We start from the raw sequence: 1,422 nt of genomic DNA on the forward strand, positions 1-1,422 counted from the left end.
CGAGCGCCATTCTCACAGCCAAAGATTGTCATTGCCAAAGATTCTCATTGTCGATGATTGACGATCTCGCGAGACCGACGCCCGAGCGTCGCCCGATCCACCGCCGCCCCCGCACGCGAGGAGTCTCATGAACACCGACGACCTGATCCTGGTGAGCATCGACGACCACGTCGTCGAGCCGCCCGACATGTTCGACGGCCACGTCCCGAAGAAGTGGGCCGACCTGGCCCCCAAGGTCGTCGTCGACGATCAGGGCATCGACCGCTGGATCTACCGCGACCGCCCCACCGGCGTCGCCGGACTCAACGCCGTGGTCACCTGGCCGCCCGAGGAATGGGGGCGCGACCCCGCCGGCTACGCCGAGATGCGTCCCGCCGTCTACGACGTGCACGACCGGGTGCGTGACATGGACGCCAACGGGGTGCTGGCCTCGATGTGCTTCCCCACGTTCACCGGCTTCAGCGCCGGCCATCTCACCCACCGCAAGGACGAGATCACCGTCGCGATGATCCAGGCCTACAACGACTGGCACATCGAGGACTGGGCGGGCGCCTACCCGGGCCGGTTCATCCCGATCGCGATCCTGCCGCTGTGGGATCCGCAACTGGCCGTCGCCGAGATCGCCCGGGTCGCGGCGAAGGGCTGCCACTCGGTGACCATGCCGGAGCTGCCGCACATCGACGGCCTGCCCAGCTACCACGACATCGATTACTGGCGCCCGGTGTTCGCCGCGCTGTGCGAGCACGACACCGTGATGAACCTGCACATCGGCCAGGGCTTCGGCGTGCTGCGGCTGGCCCCGGACGCGCCGATCGACAACCTCATGGTGCTCGCCCCGAGCATCTCGCTCATCGCCGCGCAGGACCTGCTGTGGGGACCGGCCTTCCGCGCCTTCCCGAAGCTCAAGGTCGCGCTGTCCGAGGGCGGCGTCGGCTGGATCCCGTTCTTCCTCGACCGTTCCGATCGGCACTACACCAACCAGCGCTGGCTGCGCCGGGACTTCGGCGGCAAGCTGCCCAGCGAGGTCTTCCGCGAACACGTGCTGGCCTGCTATGTGACCGACCGGACCTCGCTGAAGTTCCGCACCGACATCGGCATCGACAACATCGCCTGGGAATGCGATTACCCGCATTCGGACTCGATCTGGCCGAACGCGCCGGAGTTCGTGATCGAAGAGCTGAACGCCGCGGGCGCCACCGACGAGGAGATCCACAAGATCACCTGGCAGAACGCCACCCGCTGGTTCGACTGGGACCCCTTCCGGCACATCCCCCGCGAACAGGCCACCGTCGGCGCGCTGCGCGCCACCGCCACCGACGTCGACATCTCCACCACCTCCCGCAAGGAGTACGCCGCCGCCTACGCCAGGCGCGCGAGCTGACCCCCTGTCGCGCGGGCGGGTTCCCGCGCGGGACGGGGCCC

General features: G+C 68.2%; 1 protein-coding gene. It reads left to right on the top strand.

What is annotated here, in order from left to right:
• The first annotated feature begins 127 nt into the window (after positions 1-127).
• Positions 128-1,381: an amidohydrolase family protein gene (locus QH283_RS09895; RefSeq protein ID WP_280502714.1), complete on the top strand. Its 1,254-nt coding sequence runs from the start codon at positions 128-130 to the stop codon at positions 1,379-1,381.
• Positions 1,382-1,422: the final 41 nt, after the last annotated feature.

The sequence above is a fragment of the Nocardia farcinica genome (genome assembly GCF_029867845.1).
In the GTDB taxonomy this organism is placed as follows: domain Bacteria; phylum Actinomycetota; class Actinomycetes; order Mycobacteriales; family Mycobacteriaceae; genus Nocardia; species Nocardia farcinica_A.

Bases quoted from the DNA above. Each gene is read 5' to 3' on its own strand.
- QH283_RS09895 (WP_280502714.1), top strand. From the start codon at position 128: ATGAACACCGACGACCTGATCCTGGTGAGCATCGACGACCACGTCGTC.